Here is a 20,120-nt window from a genome sequence, read left to right as displayed (position 1 = left end):
TTCATACCAATTTGCTTAATAGAGAGTCACGTTAACTACTGACACAGTTTATAAACTGTTCAGCTAATAAAGAAACTATTGCTTTGTCGGTGTAAAATTGCTCTTTCTCTGCAACAGGGTATCTGGAGCACATGTCTTTAGTTCTATCAAAATTAAGCTTACACGCACTAACAGAGCCACCCAAAGCTTGCTGATAACCACCATCTTCACACAACGTGATAGCAAAGTGTTTAGCACCAACAATAATTTCACGCATACTTACCGGTGACGTCTCTAATTTAAAGAATATATCACTATACTTTTCAACATCGGTACTGTTAATAGAAGTACCACTGTTCGCTTTTGCCGTTAGGTAATACCCGATAGCTAAAGCCGATAATAAAACTAAAATAAATGATTTCACAATTGTCCTTAAATATGACAGCAAACAGCTGACTCCGTTATCGGTAATTCTAGGGCGTGTTGACCTTTGTGGATTGAAATTTGTTCAATCTAGGGACGATTTAATCGCGGCGCGAGGTTTGTAACCTAGTGGGCTCGGTAACTGCTCCTGCGTTACTCTAATGGCTTACATCCCTGTAAGAATAAGTAAAAACAGAGCAACAAAGAGTTAATCGTCCCTAGAAAGAACCCAAAGGGCAGCGCATGTTAGGCATTTATGCTGCGTTATCACCTATTTATGGGGAATAACCACACCACATAGGCTCTACCTTGCCTAAAAACCAAACAGTCAGCTGCAAAGTCAATCACAAAAGGCCAACACGCCCTCGTACAGACCCCATAGAAAATCTATCACGTAAATAAATAACCTGAACTGCGGACAACTATGATACAAATGTATTAGCGTTTAAACTTAGTCTCTAAAATAACAGATGATGTTGTGCGCTCCACCCCATCAAGGTTACCAATATCATCAAGTAAATGACTCAGTTGCTCTAAATTTTGCGCTTGGACAACGGCAATTAAATCAAACTCACCACTTATGGCATAAAGCTGCGATATCGCATCAATTTGCTTTAGTTCTAAATTAGTTTTAGTCGTGAGCTTTTGCTTTACCTTTATTGACACGTGCGCCGACACCATCTTACTTAGGTAGTCATCTCCATAATCGACGCTGTAACCTTTAATGACTCCATTTTCTTCTAACTTCAACATCCTACTTTGCACTGTAGAGCGTGATAAATTTAGCAGCCTAGCAAGATCCGAAATACTCGCTCTGGCATTTGTTTTTAGTATCGATAATAGCTTTTCGTCTTGTGGAGTTATCATAATGGTTATTAATTTCGTTATTTTGACTTTTATTTTAATCATTTTTCACAAAATAGCACTGCAAATTTAACTAACAACCTTCGATAATGACATCTTATTAAAACTAATACCGTGTTTGCTGAAGAATAATGGCTATATTCTTCTTTGATTTAGCAACTACTATCTTATCTAAGCCCTCAATTTAGGTGTACAAAATGCAAGTAACTAGAGATTTATTCAACGATGTAATGGTACCAAACTATAATCCTTCAGCGGTTATCCCTGTTCGTGGTGAAGGTTCTCGCGTGTGGGATCAAAACAACAATGAATTTATTGATTTTGCCGGTGGTATTGCCGTTAACTGTTTAGGTCATTGCCACCCAGCACTAGTTAAAGCATTAAAAGAGCAAGGTGAAAAAATTTGGCACTTATCAAACGTAATGACTAACGAGCCTGCGCTTCGTTTAGCTAAAAAAATGGTCGATGCGACTTTTGCTGAAAAAGTGTATTTTGCAAATTCAGGCGCTGAAGCAAACGAAGCAGCGCTTAAACTAGCGCGTCGTTTTGCATTAGATGTACACGGCACTGAAAAAACACAAATTATCGCCTTTAATAAAGGCTTCCACGGCCGTACGTTCTTTACAGTAACCGTGGGCGGGCAAGCCGCTTATTCAGATGGTTTTGGCCCAAAACCTGCTGACATAGTGCATTGTGATTTTAACGACATTGCTGCATTCGAAGCGCTGATCAGCGATAAAACATGTGCCGTTATGATGGAACCATTACAAGGTGAAGGCGGTATAATCTCACCAACAGATGACTTTGCTAAAAAAGTACGAGAGCTGTGTACTAAACATAACGCATTACTCATTTTTGATGAAGTACAAACAGGTGTTGGCCGCACGGGCGATTTATACGCGTACGAAGGTTTAAAGGTTGTACCTGACATTTTAACAACGGCAAAAGCACTTGGCGGTGGTTTTCCTATTGGTGCAATGATCACCACAACTGAGATTGCAGCTCACTTAAAAATTGGTACACACGGCTCAACGTATGGTGGTAACCCACTTGCATGTGCGGTTGCAGAAGCCGCATTTGATACTGTAAATACGCCTGGCGTACTAAATGGTGTTAAAGAGCGCGAGCAGTTATTCCGTGACGGTTTAAACGCTATTAACGAAAAGTACAACGTATTTAGTGAAGTACGCGGTAAAGGCTTATTAATTGGCGCGGTATTGAATGAGCAGTTTGCCGGACGCGCTCGCGACTTTTTAGTAGCAAGTGCTAACAATGGCTTAATGAACTTAGTGGCGGGTATGGATGTGATCCGCTTTACACCATCTTTAGTTATTCCGTTTGAAGATATTAAAGAAGGCTTAGCGCGCTTTGAAAAAGCCGTTAGCGATGTAGTAAACGGTTAATATAGTTTAAATTAGCACGCCTACTGGCGTGCTATTGGAGCAAGCAATAAATGCAAGTATTACGTCCTATTACTGCCAATGATTTTGACGCGCTTAAACAAATTGCGATTGAATCAGGCCATGGATTTACCTCTTTACCTGTGGACGACGCACAACTTAAAGAAAAAATTGAACGTGCTGAAACAAGCTTTGCTAAGAATGTTAATCAACCACTCGATGAAAGCTATTTATTTGTTTTAGAAGACAGTGAAACAGGTAAAGTAGTTGGTACAACTGCTATTGAAGCCGCAGTAGGCTTATCGGTGCCTTTATATCATTATCATTTAGGTAAAACGGTACACCACTCACCTACTTTAAATGTATATAACACTGTCGACATTTTAAGCATGTGTAACGACTACACAGGTTGCTCTGAAATATGCACATTGTTTTTGCGCGAAAACAGCCGCAAAGGTTTAACGGGTCGCTTTTTATCACGTTCACGCTTTTTATTTATGGCTCAACATAGCGAGCGTTTTGCCGACACTGTTATCGCTGAAATGCGTGGTGTTAGCGACGAAGACGGTCACTCGCCTTTTTGGCAATGGCTGCAAGAGCACTTTTTTAGTATCGAATTTCCAGAAGCGGATCACTTAGTGGGCTTAGGCGATAAGGTATTTATTAGCGAGTTAATGCCTAAATACCCTATTTATGTAAATTTGCTTAGCAAAAAAGCCCAAGCAGTTATCGGCCATGTGCATGAAAAAACAAAACCTGCGCTAAAATTATTAGAAAAAGAAGGGTTTGAGCACAGAGGCTACGTTGACTTATTTGACGCAGGCCCAACGGTTGAAGCAAAGCTTGGTAATATTCGCAGTATTCGCGACTCTCAAGTTTGCCCTATTACTATTGGTGAGCTTGATCACATTTCGCAAAATAGCTCTGATACGCTGGCTGTATGTAATCAAGGCGTGAGTGGCTTTAGAGCAACATTTACCAAAGATGCACATTACAATCATGCAAAACATACCCTCGTTATTAGCCAAGAGGTGGCTAATGCGCTTAATTTGAGCCAAGGAGATGCAGCGCGATTCTTTCGCTTGTAAATTACTTATGAATACACATCTAATTAATAACCAATGGCATGTGGGCCTTGGTCCAGCATTTGAGTCAATTAATCCAAGTAATGGCGATGGGGTATGGCACGGCAATGGTGCAAACGCTGAACAAGTCGATTCAGCGGTAAAAGCAGCCAGAGCTGCGCAAATACAATGGGCAGACAAGCCGCTTGAAGAGCGTATAGTCATTCTTGAAAGCTTCGCAGCGCAATTAAAAGAACACAGCGAAGAATTTGCGACCATAATTGCGCGCGAGACAGGTAAGCCATTATGGGAAACGCGCACCGAAGTGGGCGCAATGACAGGAAAAGTAGCGATTTCAGTTAAAGCGTACCATGAGCGTACTGGCACAACCGAAAACCCTATGCCCGGTGCTAAAGCGTTTATTAGACACAAACCGCATGGCGTTGTAGCTATTTTTGGTCCGTATAACTTTCCTGGACATTTACCAAACGGGCATATTGTTCCTGCAATTTTAGCAGGCAACACCGTGATATTTAAGCCATCAGAACTTACACCGCACGTTGCAGAATTTACCCTCTCTCTTTGGCTAAAAGCAGGTTTACCCGCAGGCGTTATTAACCTTGTACAAGGTGAAATTGAAACAGGTAAAGCACTTGCCTCTCATAAAGATATCGATGGCTTGTTTTTTACAGGTAGCTCAAACACCGGACACCTATTGCATAAACAATTTGCAGGAAACCCAGGCAAAATATTAGCGCTCGAAATGGGTGGCAATAATCCTCTTATTGTAAAAAACGTGAGTGATGTGAGCGCTGCTGTGCACGACATTATTCAATCAGGCTTTATCACTTCAGGTCAACGCTGTACGTGTGCACGCCGCTTATTTATTGAGAAATCACTTAATGGCGATGCTATTTTAGAAAAGCTAATAAGTGCGACTAAAAACATAGTTGTAGATGACAGCTTTGCTACAGAGCAGCCTTTTATGGGTGCAATGATAAGCGAAAAAGCAGCCCTTGGTATGGTCACCGCACAAAATGAATTAGTCTCAAAAGGTGCGCAAATACTTGTTGAACTAAAACAATTAAAACCAGGTACAGGCTTTGTAAGCCCAGGTATTATTGATGTAACAAGCATTACTGACATGCCCGATGAAGAGCACTTTGGGCCGCTTGTAAAAGTATATCGTTATACTGATTTTGACAACGCAATTATTGAAGCTAACAACACAAGTTTTGGTTTATCTGCTGGTTTACTAGCTGATAACGAAGATGATTACACACACTTTTTAAAGCGTATTCGTGCCGGTATTGTTAACTGGAATCGCCCTATTACCGGCGCCTCTAGTGCTGCACCGTTTGGTGGAATAGGTGCCAGTGGTAACCACAGAGCAAGTGCCTATTACGCTGCTGATTATTGTGCTTACCCTGTTGCATCTGTTGAATCAGACACAGTGAGCTTACCGAAAACCCTCGCGCCGGGCTTAATAATAGAGTAACTAAATAACCAAATTTAAGGATTTAAAATGCATTCTAATGTAAACACATTATTTGATAACCTTTGGAGCAACTATTTAACAGTGACGCCATCGGCCGAGAAAATTCATGACCTTTTAGGTTCAACGCAAAAAGATGACATCATTAACGATCATATTGCGCTACGTACATTCAATATTGAAAAAGTAGGCCTTGAAAAGCTAGCCGCTCATTTTCTAGCTATTGGTTACAAAGAATGTGGTGAGTACCACTTTGAAGCTAAAAAACTTTACGCAAAGCACTATGAACATAGCGATCCGAATCAGCCAAAAGTGTTTATTTCTGAGCTATTAGTCGAAAAATGCTCGCCGGAGCTACAAGCTATCGTAACCGATATGGTAAGCCAAATTGACGAAAGTGCTGTCACTGCTGATAACTTTTTGTATTCAGGCACGCATTGGAAAGTAAGTACTGATACTTATAAACAATTGCTAGCCGAAAGTGAATACGCGGCGTGGATGTCAGCGTGGGGTTATCGTGCTAATCACTTTACCGTGAATATCAATACGCTTGCTAAGTTTAATAATATACATGACGTTAACCAAGCGCTAAAAGATGCCGGCTTTGTACTTAATACATCAGGCGGTGAGGTTAAAGGCTCACCAGAGGTGTTACTTGAGCAATCATCAACACTTGCTGATGATTACGCTGTCACATTTAGTGATGGTGACATGAGCATTCCTAGCTGCTTTTATGAGTTTGCGATTCGTTACCCTAAAGCAGACGGCGAGCTTTATACTGGTTTTGTAGCAGCCTCAGCTGACAAAATTTTTGAAAGTACCAACGCACGTTAATTGAACCTGTTGTGTTTAAGTATAAAAAAAGCCCATATGGGCTTTTTTTATAAAGACAACTCAAGCATTTCTTGGTAGTTTTAAACAAAAAGGAAATTGCATGAATATTTTAAAATGTTGTATTTTCATTAGTTTACTTAGTTTACCTCTCCTAGCTGATGCTCAATATTCACTCACTATATTGTCCCGCGCGTACAATGACGATACGACTGAGCGTACAGCTGAAAAACGCTTTTATGCTCTTTTTCAACAAATACTACGCGATGAATTTAACATCACCACAGAATGGACCAACCATGCTCGCTTAATAAAGCGTTTATCCGGAACGCAGCCTGTATGCAGTTATAATTTGATTAAAACAAAGCAACGAGAAAAGCTTTTCTTGTTCTCTGAAATACCCACAACAATGTTCGTACAGCGTAAACTTTTTGGGTATAAAGAAACCCTACAAGGGCTACCAGAAACAGTGTCTGTTTCCAAACTACTTTCTAATAATAAAACATTTGGGATCCTTTCTTCAACAAGCTACCAACAGCTTGATACCATGTTCGCAGATTATCAGCATCAAGTCGCTTCTATAAATAGTGCCGATAGCTTTGCACAATTAGGACAACTACTCACACATAAGCGTATCGATATAATTGTTGACTATGAATATACTGTTAAATCATTTTTATCCGACGAACAATATGCCCAACTAGATAGCCGTTCAATAAGTGAATACCCTGAGTTTATTAATGGTTACTTTGCTTGCAGTCAAACAGTCGAAGGCGAAAAAGCAATAACCTTAGTTAATCAGTATATGCGTACCCCCGCTATGTATGAATTTCTTAAGGGAGTTCACTATGACGGATTCGATGCAGATACTGCTAAACGCATGATGCACGTGTACGAAACAAAACATAATGTAACCCCTTTAAAACCAATAACTAAAATAAACAATTAGCTTGATTCATCAATAAGTTAATGTTTGGCTGTAACCCAAAATGGCGATTGAAATTATTGCTTACGGAAACAGTTAGGTATTCGTATTAAAGGTCTATTGCTCCACGAAGAGCGTTTTAATTGAGAACTTACAGCCCCTATATGTGACCGTATAGGTGTAATTACACAATTAAAACGCAGTTGCTCATCCCAACTGCGGTTTTTATTTTTATATTAAAAAGTAAATAGACGTTCCCTGAATGCAAATAGTGATTTAACTAACCAGTGGTCAAGTAAATTACAAAAACAACGGTTTATAGTCATTTTCTAACTTTTCAAACGATAAATCACCAATAAAGCGACCGAAGCTCAGCCAAGTTGCTAAACCGCGTAAATCTTTAAAGTGTGGTGGCACAAACTGTGGGCTTTCTATTACACCTAAATCATGTAGTTGAGATATTAATCTAAAATCATCTATCGATATTTTACCTACCAGTAATAAAGGCAGCCTATCGATTCGACCAAGCTGAATTGCCACTCGAATTAAGTTATATACCAAAACAAAGCCTTTAATGTAGGCAATATCTTTTGTAAAAGGAAGACCTGTTGCTGTACTGCCTCTAAAAACACGCTGCGCGAGTGTATAGCTGTCGTCTTTTGATAAACCTTGCGCTACGTAATCACGGTAAATATCGACAAACTCAGCCCCATCAATTACTTTTGTTACGGCTTGAATACGATTAACTAATTTTGATAAGCGCCTAGGGGTCGATTTTAAAGTAATAATTTCGGTTAAAACAGCGAGTCCTTCTTGAGTAATGGTAGAACTAGGCGTACCTTTACTTAAACACGTTAAATACGACTGCGCTAAGCCATTTTGAGTTGTGCCAACATGTATCCACCCTTCGTGTACTTCTAAAATATCCAGCTCACGTTGGGAGAATTTTACATCTTGATTAAGCTTAATATTATTAGCGCCCGCCGCTGCATCACTAACAATACCATCGCTAAGCATGACCTCTACATTTATCCCCGCCATACTCGCATTAACTTGCTCTGACAAAATGCGTACAGCATCAACTGCATCAATATTTTTAGGATCATCAGGTAATATGTCAGCGACGAGCAAGTTTTTTAATGGTTTATCTAACATATTAGCAAGCTCGGAAAGTGATGGCTCACCTGCGTGAAATAAGTCTTTAGGATGGCCAAACAACTCCACCGATAAATCATGAAATTCTGGCGTGCCACGATACTCAAGCATACTCAATACTGTTTTATACTCAGTACACATTTTTCCCATGTATTGAGCAATCGGATTTAACTGCCCCAATTGGTTAATAATGTTGCGGTGCAAAGTAGAAAACGCTTGGCGCAGCTCACTAGGTACAAAACCGAGGTCGCGCTGTTGGTAATATGCGCGATCGATAAGTGGGTTTTTTTGGCATTTTTGCCTAAAAAACTCCTCCTTAGTTTGTTTATCCCAATTGATTGCATCAAGTATCCTGATCGGTGTTTGCAGGACAATTAGTTGATCGGATAACTCACGAGTTTTAAGTAGTAACGCCTTGTCTATCATGCTCTAAGCTCAACAAAAAATGAGCTTAGAGCATAGGTTAGAATACGCGATTCTCAAAGTGAATTATTGAATATTTTCAAGACTAATGTGCGTTGAAAAATCAGTGATCCGTTCGATTATTTTACCATCTTTATAAATAATCAAAGTGGGCACAATTGATATGCTATTTTCAATAAATAGTTCATTACCAAAATCAATACTGATTGGGTGTCGAACATTAAATTTAGTAATATACTCTGTCGCCGCATGCGCATCTGTCCATAGCTGACTAATACGTGATTCAATTGTAAATCCTTGCTTAAACAATCGATTTACTTGGCTTTGTCCATTAATACAGTTTTTAGACATGCTTGGTCGCGAGTCAGCTAAATACCAATCGCACCATGCTGCGGTAAAATACACCCCTTTGATCCCCTTCTCGGGTATGCGCAGCAACGCAGGCTGATGTCTACCTTGGGCAGCTAAAAGTTGGGTTTGTTTGCTAAGGCCATCGTGTGATAATAATTTAAGGGTTTTATTCAATGCGCTATCTGCATCATGTCCTTGATAAATAACTTTACCAGTTCGATCTAGTAGCACATGATAAGGGGTTCCTAAAAATTGATAATATTGCGCCACGCGCCCCGCATTATCTGTCATCATCGGCATACTCAAACCAAATTTTTTCTTAACGCTTTGAATCGCTTTTTGAGTTTCGTTTAAATCGATATTGATCGCGATGAACTGTATTTTATCTCCATATACTTCAAATGCTCGTTCGAAGTGTGGCATTTGCTCCATACAAGGCGCGCACCACGTTGCCCAAAATTTCAAATAGGTGGGCTTTTTACCTACATAGTCATCCAAACTAATTTGCTCGCCTAATTCACTTTGTAAAACGAGTGATGGTTCAGTTGCTTTTATCGTATGGCAAATGCTGAATAAAATTAGCCCAACTAAACAACTAATCACTTTATTTCTCATATATATCTCCTTAAAGTAAAAGCAGAATATCATTACGATAAACTGTGGTATTGTAAGATTACGACATGTAATAAGGAGATTAATCGTGATACCTAACGCACAACCGATAGCATTAGATGGCTTTCAAAAAGCAAGTGTCAGTCCAGTATTAAGCTCCTTTATTGACAGCTATTGGTGTATAAAAAGTACCGAGTATGCTCCCAAAACAACCCATTTTTTGCACTCTGACTGTGCTTCGGGAATAATATTTAACTTTCAACAACCACTCACAATTAACGACTCTCGTTTAGATAGTGACGGTTATATCTGCACCACATTTTTTCAGTCACAGAAGCTAAATTTAACAAAAAACATTGATGCGCTAGGTGTAAGGTTTAAACCTGCTGCGACAAAATTATTCACCGACTTTCAGGCTAAAGATATTAGAGATTTAATTACTACAGATGTATGCACATTTTCAACTAATTATATGTATGATCAACTAGCTAACCATGACTCCTTTTGCGCACAAGTCCACTTTTTAAATGGCTTTTTTACAGCTCATCTGCACACAAAAACAATAAATATTGCACAGCAACACATTAGCCAATCATTACTTGGTATAGTGAGTAAAATGTGTGGGAATTTAACGCTAGATGATTTGAGTACTAAAACGGGCTTACATACAAAAAAAATTGAGCGTTTATTTGCCGAGTATATAGGTATGAACTTTCGACAATGCTCTCAAATAATAAAAGCAAAGCTGGCGATGCAGGCTATAAAAACACAACCCAATTTACCACTAGCCGAGCTTGCTTTAACATTAAATTACTTTGATCAGGCACACTTTACTAATCAGTTCAAAAAAATAATCGGTGTAACGCCTGCAAATTATCGACAGATAAAGCACAAAACCGCCTAAATTATAAATAATTTCAATGTAATTACTTGTAAAGTAAACCAATTAAAAGTTTTACACGTAGCATAATAAAACTAAGGAATGCACATGAAAAATGAACTCGATAACAAACAAATTTTGGCCGTGTATGAACGTATCATCCAAAAAGGTGAAATGACTGATGAAGGTAAACATTATCAGGGTGTTACAGCTTATTCAGACGTAGATGGCTATACGGTATATTTACAAGGTAGTGGTGTTGAACTGCGCTTTGGTTTTCATAACACCTACCACCTTGACTACGAACATGAAAAGCATAAAGACGACTTTTTAAAAAAATTATATAACATTGCAAACGAGAGCTAATGCATCTACGAAAAATAAGAAACCGCCCTACCAGTAAGCTCAATACTACTTTTATTAACCAAGTAGTAGAAGAGCTTCGAGCCGATCCAAGCAAAATATCAATTATTCAAAACAACCTAGAACAATACCGCTCTCAAACTCATTTAAAGCGTGGGTTCTTGCTGGCTATAGAGCGCTTTGATTGGGTTTTCGAAGCAAGTACAGACATTAACTTTATCTGTCAGCAAATTTTAGCTGATGACTATATTGGCAACAGGCTAAGACGCTACCCATTACTTTTTAAAGGCGTTATCAGTCGTGTTTAATCCCCTATCCCCGTGTTTAATGCGCAATTTAAATACACATATTATGCTTGACTGCTATTTATTAGAACACTAAGTAATTAGCCCTTTTACTTTTGGTTGTATTAAAACAATACTATTAGCACTCTAACTATTAACCTACTAACGATTTTTTAATCTTTTTACCTGCTTATATCAGTAAAGAAATCGTTACTCTGTATATGTGCAATCACAATTAATTTAACCCATTGTTTTTATTTACTTTAAATCGGGTTGAAAATTCTAGCGCTTGACTCATTAGTTATAAAAACATTAATAAATTGTCTACACTTTGGCATCTATATGTTCAGTACAGCCTTGAATTGTTAGAGCTATTACCTTAAGCTTATCTTTATTGAACGTTCAATTAATAAAAATTATGCCTAAAGTAGGAATGGAACCGGTCAGGCGTCAGCAGTTAATTGACGCCACTATAGAGTCAGTTGCTAATAAAGGACTGCAAGGGACAACTATAAACAGCATTAGTAAAAATGCGGGTTTATCGTCAGGCATAATAAGTCATTATTTTGGTGGTAAGCAGGGGCTCATTGAAGCCACTGTAAGGTACTTATTAACAAGCTTAAAGCAAGATTTGATAGGCAAGGTCAGCTGTCAAACAAATGCCATTGAACGTTTAATGTTTATTATTGAAGCCAACTTTGCACTTGTACAGCAGCGTAATGATACAACCCGAACGTGGTTAAGTTTTTGGGCGCAATCGATGCATGACGAAGAGCTACACAGATTACAAAACGTAAACAGTAAACGCTTGCAAAGTAATTTAGCATTTTCTTTTAAGCAATTAATGCCTACTGAGCAAGCAAAACAAGCTGCAGAACTTAGCGCCGCAATGATTGATGGCCTATGGTTAAGAGCAGTACTGAGCAAGTCAGACAATAATCAGTTTAAACACAGTGAAAAGTTAGCAAAAAACTACGTACTTTCACTTATAAAGCAATATGGAGCTTAGCGTGACTACACCTGTCTATCAAAATTTTATTAACGGCCATTTCCTTGCAAACCAGAGCGGCAAAACATTTGATGTAACAAACCCTGCAACAGGCGAAGTTATTTACGCAGTAGAAATTGCCGACGAATTTATTCAAAACGCAGCTATTGAAAGTGCAAAACAAGGTTTTGCCCAGTGGTCAGCAATGTCGCCAATCGAGCGTAGCCGTATTTTATTAAAAGCAGTGGCTATTTTACGCGAGCGCAACGATGAGCTAGCACTAGTCGAAGTACTCGACACAGGTAAACCAATGCAAGAAGCAAATTGTGTTGATATTGAAACTGGCGCTGATGTAATTGAATACTTTGCAGGCTTGGCGCCAGCACAAGTTGGCCAACAGCAAATGGTTGGTAATGACTTTTACTACACACGTAAAGAACCATTAGGTATTTGTGCGGGTATTGGTGCATGGAACTACCCACTACAAATTGCATGTTGGAAGTCGGGCCCTGCTCTTGCAGCGGGTAATGCATTTATATTCAAACCATCAGAAGAAACGCCACTGGGCGCTCTTAAACTTGCAGAAGTATTTGTTGAAGCTGGCGTACCTGCAGGTGTGTTTAATGTTGTTCAAGGCGCGGGCGATGTAGGCCAGTGGCTAACGCAGCATAGCGAGATTGACAAAGTATCCTTCACGGGTGAAGTGGGTACAGGCAAAAAGGTAGTGGCAAGTGCTGCCGGTACGTTAAAAGATGTCACGATGGAACTCGGTGGTAAATCTCCACTATTAGTATTTGATGATGCCAACATTGAGCAAGCGGTTAGCGCCGCTATGCTAGGTAATTTTTATACGCAAGGCGAAATTTGTACTAACTGTACACGTATTTACGTTCATAAAAATATCTATCAGCAGTTTATTGATGAGCTTAAAGCGCGCACTGAGAAAAACATTATTGCTGGCGACCCACAAGATTTAAATACAAACTTTGGCGCACTTATTTCTAAAAAGCACCAAGACCTAGTAATGAGCTACGTTCATAAAGGTATTGAAGAAGGCGCAACACTACTAACCGGTGGTACAACGCTTTCACCTGAATCTGCACCTAATGGATACTTTGTAGCACCAACTGTGTTTATTGATTGTAATGACGAGATGACTATCGTTAAAGAAGAAATATTTGGTCCAGTAATGAGCGTGCTTGTTTTTGACGATGAAGACGATGTGATTGCACGCGCTAACGGTACACACCTAGGCTTAGCGGCTGGCGTATTTACTACCGATATCAAACGTGCGCACCGCGTTATTCATCAACTACAAGCTGGCATTTGTTGGATCAATGCTTACGGTAACTCACCTGCTGAAATGCCCGTTGGCGGTTATAAGCAATCGGGTATTGGCCGCGAGAATGGTATTCAAACACTTGATCAATACACGCAAACCAAATCTATTTATGTTGGTATGGCCGACATAGAAAGTCCATTTTAAGGCGCCTAACTATGAGTAATCATTACGACTATATTATTGTTGGCGCAGGCTCGGCGGGTTGTGTTTTAGCAAATCGCTTGTCTGAAGATTCAAGTAACCGTGTTTTGTTACTTGAAACCGGTGGCAGTGATAAAAGCATTTTTATAAAAATGCCAACCGCGTTATCTATCCCAATGAATAGTGACAAATACGCATGGCAGTTTCATACACAACCAGAGCCTCATTTAGATAACCGTGAGATGCATTGTCCACGAGGCAAAGTATTAGGCGGTTCGTCATCTATTAATGGCATGGTGTATGTACGCGGTCACGCTAAAGACTTTGACGAATGGCAACAACACGGTGCTGAGGGTTGGGATTACCAATCATGTTTACCGTATTTTCAAAAAGCAGAAAGCTTTTACCTTGGTGAAAATACTTACCGTGGTGGCAAAGGCCCGCTTGGCGTTAATAACGGCAACGAAATGAAAAACCCGCTTTACCGCACGTTTATAAAAGCAGGTGTACAAGCCGGTTATGCTTCTAGCGATGACTACAACGCGTCGCAGCAAGAGGGTTTTGGCCCAATGCACATGACCGTTAAAGACGGCGTGCGCAGCTCTGCGTCTCGTGAGTATTTAGACCCTGTTAAATCGCGTAGTAATTTAACGATTATTACAGGTGCACTGGCACAACGCGTGATTTTAGATGGTAAAAAAGCCACTGGCATTGAATACAAAGTAAATGGCGATGTTAAAACCGCGCATGCTGCAAAAGACGTTATATTAAGTGCAGGCCCAATCGGCTCTCCACATATTTTACAACTTTCTGGTATTGGTGATACTCAAGCGCTTGAAAAAGCAGGCGTTGAAGTACAGCATCATCTACCAGGTGTTGGTCAAAATTTACAAGATCATCTCGAATTTTACTTTCAATACAAATGTAAGCAGCCAATCACGCTAAATGGCAAATTAGGGCTTATTTCAAAAGGGTTAATTGGCGCGCGCTGGTTATTAACGCGTTCGGGTTTAGGTGCAACGAATCATTTCGAATCGTGTGCGTTTATTCGCTCAAAACCAGGCGTTGAATGGCCAGATATTCAGTATCACTTTTTACCAGCGGCTATGCGTTACGATGGACGAAGTGCATTTGCAGGTCATGGTTTTCAGGTACATGTTGGCCATAACAAACCAAAAAGCCGTGGTAGTGTAATAATTGCTTCAGCGAACCCTGAGCAACCACCAACGATTTTATTTAATTACCTTGAACATCAAGATGATATTGAAGGCTTTAGAGCGTGCGTTCGCTTAACACGCGACATAATCGAGCAAAGTGCCTTTGATGAATACCGCGATGAAGAAATTCAACCAGGTAAACATATTCAAACAGATGAAGAAATAGATGCCTTTGTACGCCAAGCTGTAGAAAGTGCCTACCACCCTTCTTGCTCGTGCAAAATGGGTGAAGATGATATGGCCGTTGTTAACTCAAATACGCAAGTACATGGTATTGAAGGATTACGTGTTGTTGACTCATCTATATTCCCAACCGTTCCTAACGGAAACTTGAATGCACCAACCATTATGGTTGCCGAAAAAGCGGCAGATATAATTTTAGGGAACAAGCCATTACCAAAATCGGATGTGAATGTTGCCATAACGTCAAATTGGCAAGAAACGCAACGTAGTACACAGTTCTAACTTTAGCCATGTGCTTGATTTAGCCTCGTCGGGCTAAATCAATGCATGCCTTGCAGTGGCACACGATGTAAATAGGTTACGTTGTGTTTATGCAAGAACAAAACAATAAAATACGGAGTGCTTATGAATTATTTTTATTCATCTTTGGAGGGTAACAATGACTATTTGGCTTAATGCAGGCATCATTTTTACCTTACTTGCCATTATCACTATTTTAATTAAATGGGGTAATGTTCGCGTAGTAGGTGTAACACCAGTAAGAACCTTCACATTTATAGCAATACTATTTACTTCTGGCCTTGATGTTGGCCTTATTATGTTTCCTTTAACTGAGTTTGCAGGTTATGCAGACATAAAAGCAAGCCCAGAATACGCGTTTGCAAACCCGCTTGCTATAGAATTTGGCTATTGGGGATTCTTGATCTGGGGATTTTACTTTCTTACGTGCTTTTATTTCTGTGTAATAGAACCTAAAGTTAAATTTTTCGAAATTCCTTGGGTTAAATTTATCAATAATGTTGTAATTATTGGTACGTGTGCATTTACCGCTTATTTATTATTGACCAATCTACCTTGGTACTTACCTGAGTTAGGTGATGGCACCAGCGTAGTCACTGAGTTTTACTTTATTGTATTTGCAGCAATATGTTTTGCAGTGTATTCAAGTACCGACATTAAATATGTGCGTATTTTAAGTATTGCTACCACTTGGTTATTCTTAGCACTCATTGGTTTTATGTGGGTTGGCGCATTTGTAGTTGGCGACAGCGAAATGTCTGCATTTACAAATAACTTAGGCTCAATTGGTACTTACTTTGCTAATATCAATCAATTTGTGTTACCGCTAAATGATTACCATGAATTCTATCTATTCTGGTGGTTTGCGTGGAGCATAATGATTGGTCAATTTACATCACGCTTTGTAGGCGGGCTTAAAACCTACCAAGTATTAGGGGCGATGTTAATTTTCCCTTCTATTCCAATCGCAATTTGGTTTAGCGTACTTTATCACTACCACGAAGCAGGTATTCCGACTCAAGGAATCAAAAACTTTGCCATGGTATTTGTAGGTATCGTATTTGTTATTAACTCACTCGATTCGTTAGTGCGTTTATATACGGATAACCTAAACTTTACCGTGAAACGTTTTGGTAAAATGAAATATATACTTGGAAATGTTGTCGCTTTGTCGTTACTTACACTATTGTTTAAATTAGAATTTCTACAAATTCAATGGGTCGGTGCACTCGTTATAGGTTTATTCTTTATCTGCGCTGCATTTATTGGGTACAGTAAATTCAAAACAGTAACAGATATAGACAGTTCACCAAAAGCAAACAAAATAGATTACACAAAAATAGACACAGTACACTAGGGATTAATGATGAATAACAAACTAAAACAACTTGTAGTAGCAGTGCCATTTGCACTTTTATCAACAACTGCAGCAGCTGATTGGTCAACAACAATCACAGCAGCGTCTGACTACACCTTTAATGGTGTAACACAAACAGACAATGATCCAGCGATTCAAGGTAGCTTAGATTATGCTTTTGATAGCGGCGTCTACGCTGGTGTATGGGCTTCAAATGTAGATTTTGGTGATGATACTGATTTCGAGCTTGATGCTTACGTAGGCAAGTACGTGCAACTTAATGAGCAATTTAGTGTTGACTACGGTATTGCTTATTACACTTACCAAGGTAATAACAGTGACGGTAACTACGCTGAGGCTTATACTAAATTTGGTTATGCCAGTGAGTATGGCCAAACAGAACTTAACTTTTGGTACAGCTGGGATTACTTTGGTTACGATACAGGCCATGTAATTTCTATGATTGCGCACACGTTTGAAATAGCGCCAAATCATGCAATACGTGCTAGTTTTGATATTTCAAACTCACTTGATGGCGATAAATTCATGTGGGATGCTGCAAAGCAGAAGAAATCTTACAACCATTATCGCCTAGCTTATCAAACAAGCTATGAAGGATTTAGTATTGAAGTAGCTGCTGAAAACACAAGCTTAGATTACGATTATGCAGATGAGCGTATTGTTTTAGCAATTTCACGCACATTTGATTTGTAACTCAAAAATCACTAAAAAAGCCTCTTTATGAGGCTTTTTTTATGTCGTTTAAATAGTAACCACGCTTAAAATATTCTTAACTGGCTGTATTGAAAAGATATTAAAAACTGAAATGTCTACAATGACAGTAGCAAGAACAACGGGAGTTTAGTGGATTAACATATTAACAGCGATTATTAGGAAGCATAGGAAAGGATTATTAAATGCAGTTAATGGAGCATTTGACTTTCTGAGAGAAAATGCAGCTAGGGCGCACCCCAACCGCGATCAAAAAACAAGAGTATTTCAGTATGAGGTAGAGCCAAATTTTTAAGGCTTTACTTAAAATTTTTCTCAAGTACCTACCTATGAAGTACCTACCTGTGACATCCACGTAGACAAAAAAGAGTAAATTACCCTTGGGCAGCGCATGTTTGGTATTTATGCTGCGTTGTTGCCTGATTAAATGCTTTAAGTTCGGGCTATAAACCATTGTTTAAAGCCCCGAGATGTTTAGCGGTAATTTATGCACCAAAATGCACACACATTATTACAACTGCCACGCGTAACTCACTTTTGTGAAAAATGTACGCTTATCTCGCTCAACACTATTGAGTTTATCGTCTTGATAACCTTTGTCTGAGTAACCTAAATAAAATAATGTTTGTGCGTTAATTTTATACGAGTAAACAAGCTGGCTACCGTAATCCTTATTCGTTCTGCTTACTTGATAAAAATATGCGTCTTTATTTTTATCAATATCTTCAAATTGTAAAATTAACTTGAGCATTGAACGCATATTAAACTTATAATAAAGTCTAAAATCAATTAAGTTAGCAGTAAATACACGCTCATTTTGCGGATTATCTAACTGACTATATTTATGTTTTACGTCAAGCTGCCAATGATCGTTAATATCCCATACCACTTGAGTTTGCGTATTGAGTACATCACCTAGTTGTTCATTTGCGTAATCAATACGACTTGCATACTCAGCGTATAACGAAACCATTAAATCTTTATTGGGTTTAAAAGTGGTGTAAATATAACCAATATTTTGGTTATAGAAACTATTGTTATAATTTTCATAGCGGTGTACGAAGCCAATTTCAAAAGTGGACTGTTTTTGGCCTTTAAAGCTTAAAAAACCTTCATGCTCTTCTTCAAGTAAATCACCATTTTTCGCCCATGTTTTATCCCAGTCCGCTTCATATGACCAGGATGTCAATAAGTCACTTTCATCTCGGTACCATGTCTGTCCGCCACCAAAAACAATTTTTTCGTAGTCAACTTTCTCTTGGTAACCTAAATCAGTTCGGTAATCTTCTCCAATATTTTCATACGATGTAAATAATTTATAATCTCGTTTATCACGAGTGAGTTCTAATGAGTAAGCTTGATCAGATTGCGTTTCTGCTAAACTATAATTTTTAACTAAAAAATTAGAGTTATGCGTATCAGCTGTAGCAACCTGATACATAAACGTGTCTGACTGATTAAACCAATAGCTACCATCTACCGATAAGACTGTATTATGATAATCATCACTCTCTCTGTGAGTACTTGAAATACCAATTGTGCCGTTTTCGCCCATATCAAACTGATACCTTGCTGCGGCAGCATTCGTTTTATCATTTAAAGCTGCAACACTTGAGTTTTGATTACTTGGAAGCAAAATATTACTATTGTCGTCATCCGCTAACATAAGTGCATAGCTATGATCGCCTGTTTTCCCTGTTAACTTTGCACCTATTGTTGGCTCTGCAATCGTACGCGTGTATAAAAGCTCAAATAAGTTGCTTTTAAAATAAGATGCGCCATCTAAAAAGAATGGTCGCTTTTCAGCATAGTAAACTGAGAATGTAGTATTAACATCAAGCTCTAGTGAGTCGGTTTCTACTTGTGAAAAATCAGGGTTAATGGTTGCGTTTATAACGGCATCTTTTGTTAAGCCCCAACGCAGGTCTAAACCCACTTCGGTGTCAATATCGCCATTATTCCAATCACCTGGAACTTTTGATTTAGTATCGTGGCGTAACGTCGTTAATGTGGGTGTAAGTTGAACATTGCTACTTGACTCAATTTCTTTAAATCCGGTTATTTTATCAAACTGGCAAAGGCTGCATTTTACATCGCGATCAAAGCCCATATTTGATAGCTGATATAGCACATCCCTTTGGTAATTTCTCATCACTGAGAAGCCCCATGTTAGCTCTTTTTCATTCTCAGGAAAACGCAGTGCCTTAAAAGGAATACGCATTTCAACAACATAGCCTTCCTCATTAATTTCTCCAGCGCTATCCCAAATAGCATTCCATGAAGTATCAGAGCTCCACCCGTCTGTATCGGTCATGCGGATATCGCCTTGCGCGCCAAGCGGATTGACATGAAACTCGTAGCCCGTGCGCTCATCATTAAATGTGTCAATAACAAGAATGACTACGTCATCTTGCCAAAGCGTATCTCGGTCACGTAAAGATGCACGTATTTGTTCTGGATCAGGATCTTGCGCTATATAAGCAACATACAAGTTAGTACCGTCATCATAAATATAAGCGTCCGTTTTTACTGGCGGCACCCCTTTTTCATTGGGTTCATCTTGGTAAATGAGAGGAATGTGCGTCGCATTTTTCCATTGAGGTTCATCCATAACGCCATCGACTGTAATATTATCGTCAATACGGGCTAGAGAAAAATGCTGCTTATCGGCAAAAGCGTTGGCACTAGTCAACAAGGCTAGCGTTAATAAGAAAAGAGATAGTTGTTTTTTTATAATTATAAAATAGTGCATAAACATCCATTTAAACTGATCTGACTCAATAAGAGCAACTGTTAAGTTGGATTGTAATT

Annotated in this window: 18 protein-coding genes; 13 read left to right on the top strand and 5 right to left on the bottom strand. The window is 39.0% G+C overall.

Translation table 11 applies throughout. The annotated features are described in order from the left end of the window. Positions 1 to 31: 31 nt before the first annotated feature. Positions 32 to 403, bottom strand: a complete 372-nt coding sequence (locus tag PALI_RS19185; protein WP_193156637.1) for a hypothetical protein — start codon at positions 401 to 403, stop codon at positions 32 to 34. Positions 404 to 840: 437 nt separating this feature from the next. Next, positions 841 to 1,269: an Lrp/AsnC family transcriptional regulator gene (locus PALI_RS19180; RefSeq protein ID WP_077538768.1), complete on the bottom strand. Its 429-nt coding sequence runs from the start codon at positions 1,267 to 1,269 to the stop codon at positions 841 to 843. A 194-nt stretch (positions 1,270 to 1,463) separates the two neighbouring features. Here PALI_RS19180 and PALI_RS19175 point away from each other — a divergent pair, with 194 nt between their 5' ends. The 5 genes from PALI_RS19175 (at position 1,464) to PALI_RS19155 (ending at position 7,005) form a co-directional block, all read left to right on the top strand. After that, positions 1,464 to 2,669: an aspartate aminotransferase family protein gene (locus tag PALI_RS19175; protein ID WP_193156636.1), complete on the top strand. Its 1,206-nt coding sequence runs from the start codon at positions 1,464 to 1,466 to the stop codon at positions 2,667 to 2,669. Between the two features lie 50 nt (positions 2,670 to 2,719). After that, positions 2,720 to 3,754, top strand: coding sequence for an arginine N-succinyltransferase (gene astA / locus PALI_RS19170; protein WP_193156635.1), 1,035 nt, complete (start codon positions 2,720 to 2,722; stop codon positions 3,752 to 3,754). A gap of 7 nt (positions 3,755 to 3,761) precedes the next feature. After that, positions 3,762 to 5,228 carry a succinylglutamate-semialdehyde dehydrogenase gene (gene astD / locus PALI_RS19165; RefSeq protein ID WP_193156634.1) on the top strand — a complete coding sequence of 489 codons (1,467 nt, stop codon included), beginning with the start codon at positions 3,762 to 3,764 and terminating at the stop codon, positions 5,226 to 5,228. Between the two features lie 27 nt (positions 5,229 to 5,255). Further along, positions 5,256 to 6,059 (top strand): DUF1338 domain-containing protein, encoded by an 804-nt coding sequence (locus tag PALI_RS19160; protein WP_193156633.1) that lies wholly within the window; start codon positions 5,256 to 5,258, stop codon positions 6,057 to 6,059. Between the two features lie 100 nt (positions 6,060 to 6,159). Continuing rightward, positions 6,160 to 7,005 (top strand): hypothetical protein, encoded by an 846-nt coding sequence (locus PALI_RS19155; protein ID WP_193156632.1) that lies wholly within the window; start codon positions 6,160 to 6,162, stop codon positions 7,003 to 7,005. A 276-nt stretch (positions 7,006 to 7,281) separates the two neighbouring features. On the opposite strand, the gene PALI_RS19150 is transcribed toward PALI_RS19155, so the two are convergent. Together PALI_RS19150 and PALI_RS19145 are read right to left on the bottom strand one after the other, a co-directional pair. Further along, complete coding sequence (locus PALI_RS19150) at positions 7,282 to 8,562, bottom strand: flavohemoglobin expression-modulating QEGLA motif protein (protein ID WP_193156631.1); 1,281 nt, start codon at positions 8,560 to 8,562, stop codon at positions 7,282 to 7,284. Between the two features lie 63 nt (positions 8,563 to 8,625). Further along, positions 8,626 to 9,525, bottom strand: coding sequence for a redoxin family protein (locus PALI_RS19145; RefSeq protein ID WP_171037461.1), 900 nt, complete (start codon positions 9,523 to 9,525; stop codon positions 8,626 to 8,628). An 85-nt stretch (positions 9,526 to 9,610) separates the two neighbouring features. On the opposite strand from PALI_RS19145, the gene PALI_RS19140 reads away from it, so the two are divergent. The 8 genes from PALI_RS19140 to PALI_RS19105 all read left to right on the top strand — a co-directional run bounded on the left by PALI_RS19140 (position 9,611) and on the right by PALI_RS19105 (position 17,291). Beyond that, a complete protein-coding gene (locus PALI_RS19140) occupies positions 9,611 to 10,426 on the top strand; it encodes a helix-turn-helix domain-containing protein (protein WP_138584472.1) in 816 nt (271 codons plus the stop codon). A gap of 84 nt (positions 10,427 to 10,510) precedes the next feature. Next, positions 10,511 to 10,768, top strand: a complete 258-nt coding sequence (locus PALI_RS19135) for a DUF3081 domain-containing protein (protein WP_008169639.1) — start codon at positions 10,511 to 10,513, stop codon at positions 10,766 to 10,768. After that, complete coding sequence (locus PALI_RS19130) at positions 10,768 to 11,073, top strand: hypothetical protein (RefSeq protein WP_193156630.1); 306 nt, start codon at positions 10,768 to 10,770, stop codon at positions 11,071 to 11,073. The genes PALI_RS19135 and PALI_RS19130 overlap by 1 nt, the downstream gene beginning before the upstream one ends. Before the next feature lie 409 nt (positions 11,074 to 11,482). Continuing rightward, positions 11,483 to 12,058 carry a transcriptional regulator BetI gene (gene betI, locus PALI_RS19125; protein WP_193156629.1) on the top strand — a complete coding sequence of 192 codons (576 nt, stop codon included), beginning with the start codon at positions 11,483 to 11,485 and terminating at the stop codon, positions 12,056 to 12,058. A gap of 1 nt (position 12,059) precedes the next feature. Then, on the top strand, positions 12,060 to 13,523 hold the full coding sequence (gene betB, locus PALI_RS19120; RefSeq protein ID WP_193156628.1) for a betaine-aldehyde dehydrogenase: 1,464 nt from the start codon (positions 12,060 to 12,062) through the stop codon (positions 13,521 to 13,523). A gap of 11 nt (positions 13,524 to 13,534) precedes the next feature. Next, a complete protein-coding gene (gene betA, locus PALI_RS19115) occupies positions 13,535 to 15,202 on the top strand; it encodes a choline dehydrogenase (protein WP_193156627.1) in 1,668 nt (555 codons plus the stop codon). Between the two features lie 157 nt (positions 15,203 to 15,359). Then, the gene (locus PALI_RS19110; protein ID WP_193156626.1) at positions 15,360 to 16,577 is read left to right on the top strand and encodes a BCCT family transporter; all 1,218 of its coding nucleotides are present in this window, start codon (positions 15,360 to 15,362) and stop codon (positions 16,575 to 16,577) included. Positions 16,578 to 16,586: 9 nt separating this feature from the next. After that, complete coding sequence (locus PALI_RS19105) at positions 16,587 to 17,291, top strand: TorF family putative porin (protein ID WP_193157058.1); 705 nt, start codon at positions 16,587 to 16,589, stop codon at positions 17,289 to 17,291. Between the two features lie 529 nt (positions 17,292 to 17,820). Here the strand turns inward: PALI_RS19105 and PALI_RS19100 are convergent. Next, a complete protein-coding gene (locus tag PALI_RS19100) occupies positions 17,821 to 20,061 on the bottom strand; it encodes a carbohydrate binding family 9 domain-containing protein (protein WP_193156625.1) in 2,241 nt (746 codons plus the stop codon). Positions 20,062 to 20,120 lie beyond the last annotated feature (59 nt).

It is taken from the genome of Pseudoalteromonas aliena SW19 (assembly GCF_014905615.1).
GTDB lineage: Bacteria > Pseudomonadota > Gammaproteobacteria > Enterobacterales > Alteromonadaceae > Pseudoalteromonas > Pseudoalteromonas aliena.
Note: the sequence above shows the minus strand (reverse complement) of the source record. Positions and strands in the feature narration are given on the sequence as shown.

What these genes read in the sequence shown, in the direction of transcription:
- PALI_RS19180 (WP_077538768.1), bottom strand. Translation starts at nt 1,269, where the DNA reads ATGATAACTCCACAAGACGAAAAGCTATTATCGATACTAAAAACAAAT.
- PALI_RS19175 (WP_193156636.1), top strand. Translation starts at nt 1,464, where the DNA reads ATGCAAGTAACTAGAGATTTATTCAACGATGTAATGGTACCAAACTAT.
- astA (WP_193156635.1), top strand. Translation starts at nt 2,720, where the DNA reads ATGCAAGTATTACGTCCTATTACTGCCAATGATTTTGACGCGCTTAAA.
- astD (WP_193156634.1), top strand. Translation starts at nt 3,762, where the DNA reads ATGAATACACATCTAATTAATAACCAATGGCATGTGGGCCTTGGTCCA.
- PALI_RS19160 (WP_193156633.1), top strand. Translation starts at nt 5,256, where the DNA reads ATGCATTCTAATGTAAACACATTATTTGATAACCTTTGGAGCAACTAT.
- PALI_RS19155 (WP_193156632.1), top strand. Translation starts at nt 6,160, where the DNA reads ATGAATATTTTAAAATGTTGTATTTTCATTAGTTTACTTAGTTTACCT.
- PALI_RS19150 (WP_193156631.1), bottom strand. Translation starts at nt 8,562, where the DNA reads ATGATAGACAAGGCGTTACTACTTAAAACTCGTGAGTTATCCGATCAA.
- PALI_RS19145 (WP_171037461.1), bottom strand. Translation starts at nt 9,525, where the DNA reads ATGAGAAATAAAGTGATTAGTTGTTTAGTTGGGCTAATTTTATTCAGC.
- PALI_RS19135 (WP_008169639.1), top strand. Translation starts at nt 10,511, where the DNA reads ATGAAAAATGAACTCGATAACAAACAAATTTTGGCCGTGTATGAACGT.
- PALI_RS19130 (WP_193156630.1), top strand. Translation starts at nt 10,768, where the DNA reads ATGCATCTACGAAAAATAAGAAACCGCCCTACCAGTAAGCTCAATACT.
- betI (WP_193156629.1), top strand. Translation starts at nt 11,483, where the DNA reads ATGGAACCGGTCAGGCGTCAGCAGTTAATTGACGCCACTATAGAGTCA.
- betA (WP_193156627.1), top strand. Translation starts at nt 13,535, where the DNA reads ATGAGTAATCATTACGACTATATTATTGTTGGCGCAGGCTCGGCGGGT.
- PALI_RS19110 (WP_193156626.1), top strand. Translation starts at nt 15,360, where the DNA reads ATGACTATTTGGCTTAATGCAGGCATCATTTTTACCTTACTTGCCATT.
- PALI_RS19105 (WP_193157058.1), top strand. Translation starts at nt 16,587, where the DNA reads ATGAATAACAAACTAAAACAACTTGTAGTAGCAGTGCCATTTGCACTT.
- PALI_RS19100 (WP_193156625.1), bottom strand. Translation starts at nt 20,061, where the DNA reads ATGCACTATTTTATAATTATAAAAAAACAACTATCTCTTTTCTTATTA.